Annotated in this window: 4 protein-coding genes; 2 read left to right on the top strand and 2 right to left on the bottom strand. The window is 41.3% G+C overall.

The features are described 5' to 3' along the window. Positions 1-1,863: tetratricopeptide repeat protein (locus tag IQ229_RS09040; protein ID WP_194043038.1), on the bottom strand; the 1,863-nt coding region annotated here is incomplete at its 3' end. 480 nt (positions 1,864-2,343) lie between these two features. Here IQ229_RS09040 and IQ229_RS09035 point away from each other — a divergent pair. Then, positions 2,344-2,604 carry a hypothetical protein gene (locus IQ229_RS09035; RefSeq protein WP_194043036.1) on the top strand — a complete coding sequence of 87 codons (261 nt, stop codon included), beginning with the start codon at positions 2,344-2,346 and terminating at the stop codon, positions 2,602-2,604. A 322-nt stretch (positions 2,605-2,926) separates the two neighbouring features. After that, positions 2,927-3,472 carry a PEP-CTERM sorting domain-containing protein gene (locus IQ229_RS09030; RefSeq protein ID WP_194043035.1) on the top strand — a complete coding sequence of 182 codons (546 nt, stop codon included), beginning with the start codon at positions 2,927-2,929 and terminating at the stop codon, positions 3,470-3,472. Between the two features lie 454 nt (positions 3,473-3,926). Here the strand turns inward: IQ229_RS09030 and IQ229_RS09025 are convergent, their stop codons facing one another. Continuing rightward, positions 3,927-6,089, bottom strand: a complete 2,163-nt coding sequence (locus IQ229_RS09025; RefSeq protein ID WP_194043033.1) for a PhoX family protein — start codon at positions 6,087-6,089, stop codon at positions 3,927-3,929. Between the last annotated feature and the right edge of the window lie 250 nt (positions 6,090-6,339).

Here is a 6,339-nt window from a genome sequence, read left to right as displayed (position 1 = left end):
AGCGATCGCTTCATCATCGCGTCCCAATCTTACCAAAGTGTAACCATATTTATCCCAAATTTTGGGAGAATTAGGTTGGAATTCCAGCGCTTTCTCAAAGGAGACGATTGCCTCTTCGTATTGTTCTAATGCTACTAAGGAAAGACCGCGATTTAACCAGGCAACGGCATCGTCAGGTTTAATTTGTGTAGCTTTGTTAAATGAGGCAAAGGCTTGCTGATGCTGTTGTAAGTTCCCAAAAGCAACGCCGCGATCGCACCAAGCTTGATGATAATCTGGCTGAATCGTAATCGCTTTATCGTAGGATGCGATCGCATCTTGGTAGCGTTTCAACCTTCCCAGAGTTAGACCACGTTTTAACCAACTCACAGGTTCATCAGGTTGGATTTTCACTGCTTGGTTGTAAGCTGCGATCGCATCTTCGTAGCGCCTTTGAGAAAACAGATCGTCTCCCTGTTTTACATACTCATCAGCAGTGAATTCTGGTTGTTGCGGCTGTTCCTGTATTTCTTGTTCAAATTCAGAATTTACTACATCTAGAATGGATTCAGGTGTAATTTCAGTTAGTTCTTGAAGAATCAGATCCTTTCTTTCTTGGGCATCTAATTGTAACTCAGAAAGTTGAGAAACAAACTCAGTTTCTAATCTTTCTAACTTTTCTAAAATCAGAATCTTTTGTTGTTGAGCATTCCATTGTAATTCCGAGAATTGCGAACTAAACTCAGAACCAGATTTTTCTAAATTCTCAATGATTAGCTCTTTGGATTTTTGAGCATCGGATTGTAATTCAGATAATTGAAATTTAAATTCTGATTGCAATACTTCTAAACTTGCAAGAATTTTATTTTTTTGTTCTTGAGCATCTACTTGTAATTCAGATAATTGAAATTTAAGTTCCCGCTCAAATATACCTAAACTGTCAACGGCAATCTCTTTTTGCTTTTGAGCATCAACCTGTAATTCGGATAACTTTTCTACAAATTCTGACTGTAATTTTGTTAAACTTTCAAAAATTATATCTTTTTGCTGTTGAGCATCAGACTGCCATCCAGAAAGTTGAGATGTGAACTCAGACTTTGATATTTCTAAATCAGCAACGGCTAGTTCTTGCTGTTGTTGCACACCTAACTTTAACTTAGACAGTTCTTCTGCGATCGCAGATGCTAATTTTCCTAAATTCTCCAGTGCTATATTTTTTTGTTGTTGAGCATCAAACTCTAACTTAGATAATCCCGAAGCAAATTTTGACTCTAAATTTTCTATATTTGCTTGAGATTTTTTTAGTTCCGCTTCTAATCTACTTAATACTTGTGCTTTAGCTAAATCTATATCTGATATCAGAATAGAGACATTCTCTTGTTCATTTTTAATTTTTTGTTGTAGAGCAGTTGCTTCCTGTTCTAATTCAAAATTTATTTTTTTCGCATCTTGAATAATATTTTCAGCTTCTTGTTTAACGGTGGTTAGCTGATTTTGTAATTGTTCCATTCCTTGGACTTGTTGCATTGCTCTATCAACAATTTCTCGGATGATCACCCGTCGCAACAGCCACAACAAAGCAATAACTGCGACTGGAAAGAGACTTAGTATAACTAGCCAAATATCGAGTAATATAGTTGTGCGGCTAAAACTGCTTTTCAAATCAGATTGAACTTGCTGTTGAATTCGTTTTTCTGCTCGTAGTCGTGCTAATTCTTCCCGTTCTGAATTCGATAACACCGGAGTCGGAGTTAGTGCTGGGTTGGGTGATGGTGCAGATTGTCCACTGGCGATTCCAATGGATAACAATAAGGGTAAAAATACAATAGTACTTTTTCCAATTAAAGCGAAAACAGCTTGATTTTTGCTCTGCATAACAACCATCTGAGTCTGTTGGTCAGTTTTTGAAGCGACGCGCCTCTCTCCAATCTATAACAGAATTAAGTGGTTAAATGTTGTAGAGGCAGTGTAAAATTCTGAGCAATCCTTAACTAATCCGTTTCCTCGCCCTGAGTGTACGTACAACTTTAGTCCTAGAGTGCAGTCAAGTTTGTGACAATTTTTGATTATGTACTACTATAACATTACTACGTTGTGAATACTGCTAAAGATGGTGAAAGTCAAGCAGTAAAAATAATAATTTATCAACCAGTTAAAGACAAAATACGAAAGCATCGACACTTTCTTAGACCATCCACCGAAGAAGGTTCTGACTGCGTTTTTACAGATAAGAGGGTGTTGAAGTTGGAAGTTCTAGCTGTATTGTATGGGAAGTGTCATGTGTGGTTACTTCGCATTAACATTAGATTATCTATGAGCAGTAGATTACTTGTTCTCAAATTAACTTAACAAAGGCGGTAGAAAATGGGTCGCATAAATCCTTATACACTGCAATTGCAGATTACCCGAATGTTTGAGCAAGGGCAATCATTTTTTGCCACAACCAAGGTACAGGAATGGTTGAAAGAACGTAAACATAATCCAGAAGATTATGACATTATTTTCCATAAAAAACCTGCACCTCCTGGTTCCAAAGAAGTGATGGTTGTGGAAATTGAATTACGCCGCAAAGATGGACAACCTGTAGATCCGTGGTTGCAGGAACAAGCAAATCTCCATGCCTGATTTTCGCAACTATAGCAGTCCTAAATCAGATGTGAAAACTTATTTTTCTCTTCTTGACATTTCGGAGGAAAAGTGGTTTGTTCATCTTCACAACTTAGATAGGATTGCTATATGTAAGGGCTACGCCTACGCCCAAACTCAAAACATAATCTGATGTAAATATTGAAATAAGTTTACACAAATTTTATATATACCTGACAACCTTAAAGATTTAACAAAGATCATCTTTTGTTGGTTATTTCTTAACCTATATGCATTGGTTAAAAGTTTATTTAAGTGAAATTACAGAATTATTCATTTTTTAGTTTCGGAGCTTTTTCTGATGAAATTAGCTAAAGATATTAGCATGGCGGCTTTTGCTGTTGCTGTCTCGGTTGCTGCTGTTGTTAAACCGACGCAAGCTGCCTTAGTTAATTATGATTTCACCGTAAATGCGACATCTGGCGATCGCCCCGGTCAGTATTTCGGCTCTTTTCGGTATGATGACTCGACCTTAACCAATACAGGCCTTGAGACATTGGGAGTGGAGAATGGATTAGCAGTGGCATTCAACTACTTAGGCACTAACTATACAGAGGTAGATGATACTGATTTTAACAGTTTTCCTATAGCCAGCTTTAATAATGGCAAAATTCTGGGATTAAGCTATTTTGTTGCAGACCAATTTGCGATCGCAAGCGATCCAAATACTCCAGATGTAGGAGGCAACAACTTTTATCTGATTAACCAATCAGTCAATGCAACACAGGTAGGTAATGTAAGCTACACTAAAGTACCCGAACCGTTAGCTGTTGGTGGTACAGCTATTGCTGGTGTTATGGGATTATGGATGCAACGTAAGAAGAGAGCAACAAAAATTGTGGGTTAATAACTACAAGTAATATCATATCAGCTTGATTAATCAAGTAGGCATGATATAAATTCAATACTTCTAGGATAAGTACTCTTCACCTTTGATGTGGTCTGGGAAAAGGGTAAAGGATAAATTTAAACCCTTTCTCTTTACTCTTGAACGAATGGCACTAAGAAAAGCCCAAAGACTTATTGTATCCTCGTTCCCAGCCTCGAGGCTGGGAACGAGTTCCGAGAGGCTCTGCCTCTTGTCAAGAAAGAGGAGGCGGAGCCTCCAAGAATGGTTTCCCAGCCTGGAGGCTGGGAACCAGTTGGGGCAAGGGCTGTATCTTAACTTAGTGCCATTCACTCTTGAACTGAGAAGTATTGTAAGCAAATTACCTTAATCCTTGCCCATGTTTAGGGTCAAGAATTAAGGTGATTTAAAACTATTTAAGATACTTCGCTAAATAAATCTGTTCCTATCGTTTTTAGAGACCACCAATAACACCACCATCATTACGAGTAATTACTACCGTTGATGAACGTGGACGACCTGATGGGCCATAACCTTGACTGTTAGGCCAATTGCTCGATAGCGTGGGATTCGAGGCATTCCCACTATCGCCTGGGTGTTGGATGTTGATAAACATCGCTTTGCCATCGGGTGTACTAGTAATACCAGTTACCTCACAATCTGTAGGGCTGGTCAGGAAGCGTCTAACTTGTTTGGTGTTGGGGTCAGCACATGACATAGTGTTGCTACCAATGTTTGTCAAGTCACCGCGACCATCACCTGCATGGTCGGTCTGAATCCAGAGGCGGCCGAAGTCGTCGAACCAGAGACCATCTGGTGAACTTAAATCGTCACCTTTAATGTTGCCCTTGAGATTTGGTTCGGGTCTAGTTTTGTCGCCAGCTTCAAAGAAGATATCCCATTTGAAAGTTGTAGCCGTAACGCTGCGTCCATCTTCGCGCCAGCGAATGATGTGACCGTAACGGTTGTCAGGACGTGGGTTGGGAGGATTCACAGGAGGACGCGCACCACCTGCTGCTGTTGTGCCGTCTGGCTGGTTCGACGAAACTGGAGTTGTGCCCCGACGATTATTGTTGGTCAATGTGCAGTAGACTTCAATCTCTTTATATCCGCCGATGCGAGGACGCACAGCTACCCACTCTGGGCGATCCATCATAGTTGCGCCGACGCGATCGCCGGCTTGTCTTGTCTTGATAAGCACCTCAGCTTGGCTTCTGAAACCATTTTCTGGTGTCAGACCACGCTGACCGTATACCAAAGGAATCCACTCACCAGTACCGTTGTCATTGAATTTGGCAACGTACAGAACACCGTTATCGAGCAAATCGCGGTTAGCAGAACGATTTCCGGGATTGAAAGGTTGGGCACAAACGAACTTGTAGATATACTCGTTGCGCTCGTCGTCACCCTGATAGAAAGCAACACGCTTATTATCATCAACCACAACCTGAGCGCTCTCATGCTTGAACCGACCAAGGGCAGTGCGCTTGACTGGTTTGCTTTGCGGATTGTAGGGATCAATCTCAACCACCCAGCCGAATAAATGGGGTTCGAGTGGGTTGGTGTTGGCATCAAAGCGTGGATCAACCTCCGGCCAGCGATAGCTAGATGATGTTGAAATGCCGTAGCGATTTTGTGCTGCCAGAATATCGGACTTTTCGATGTTCTCAATTGTAACTACATCTCCTGTGGGATTAGCAAAGTAGCCGTTCCAGTTCTCTTCACAGGTCAAGTAAGTACCCCAAGGAGTGTGACCGTTGGCGCAGTTGTTGATTGTGCCATAAGCAGTGTAGCCGTCGTTGAGTGTGCCAGTGTCAACAGAGCCAGTTGGCCGAATTGAAAACTTCTTCGACTTTAACAAGGCATCGCCAGCCGCAGGCCCCGAAACTCTGATTTCAGTGTTAGCGGTAATGCGGCGACCATAAGACGAATTACGATTAAAACTCCAGTCATTGCCATTTTTGGAAATTTCTACAACAGACACACCATGAGCAGCCTGAGACTTCCGTACCTTGGCAATTGTGACTACATCCAGACCATCTGGATGCAAAATTGATTCCTGGGTGTACTCATGGTTAACGCACAACAGACCAGTATTAATGGGCTGGTTTAAAAAGCCCCTTAGCGATCTTGTTTGTGAACTTACTGTCCGACCAACAACATTCCCTGGTTGTAAAGGAAAGTAGTACATACCGTCATTGTGCATACCAAACTGCTTTTCTTGAGCAGCCGCATCCTGAGAAGCATCTGGTAGCCAAGTCGGGCCACCAGGTGCGATCGGATCTCCCCAAGCAATCAGTACTTTGGCTGTGTAACCTTCAGGAACACTGACAAGATCCTTTTCCAGAAATCCTGTAACTGGATTGAGTAGATTTGGTGGAACGCTCTTGAAGCCTATGCCAGCAAATCCCGTTCCCTTGGGAATCGGAGCTGCATCAACACTTTGGAGAAAGCCACCGATAGAAACATCGCCCAGAACAGTTAGCACCGACGTACCCACAGCCGTCATGATGAACCGCCGCCGACTCAAGCTAACGCGGTCAATCACATCACGAATTGACTCGTTACTAGATGGGTTGAGGGTCAAATTGTTTTTAGGATGAGAGCGTCCTTTCATTCTTTGTTCTCCGTTTAAGGCTTACGAGGTTGCTATTCAGTTCATCTCTCAATAACATGAGTAATTTGGTAAATAAAAACTCTATATATTTACAACAATTACCTTAGATTTTTATTGAGATTGACACATATTTAACAGCTAATAAATAGCAATGAATAACAAATTAAGACTGTCTGATGCTGCTTACACAGACTAAAATAGTCATGTTTACCTTAATTTAATTACTAAGTATTAACATCAGGTTATATAT

The organism is Nostoc cf. edaphicum LEGE 07299 (assembly GCF_015207245.1).
Taxonomy (GTDB): domain Bacteria; phylum Cyanobacteriota; class Cyanobacteriia; order Cyanobacteriales; family Nostocaceae; genus Nostoc; species Nostoc edaphicum_B.
This window is presented reverse-complemented; position numbering and strand designations above follow the sequence as displayed.

What these genes read in the sequence shown, in the direction of transcription:
- IQ229_RS09035 (WP_194043036.1), top strand. Translation starts at nt 2,344, where the DNA reads ATGGGTCGCATAAATCCTTATACACTGCAATTGCAGATTACCCGAATG.
- IQ229_RS09030 (WP_194043035.1), top strand. Translation starts at nt 2,927, where the DNA reads ATGAAATTAGCTAAAGATATTAGCATGGCGGCTTTTGCTGTTGCTGTC.
- IQ229_RS09025 (WP_194043033.1), bottom strand. Translation starts at nt 6,089, where the DNA reads ATGAAAGGACGCTCTCATCCTAAAAACAATTTGACCCTCAACCCATCT.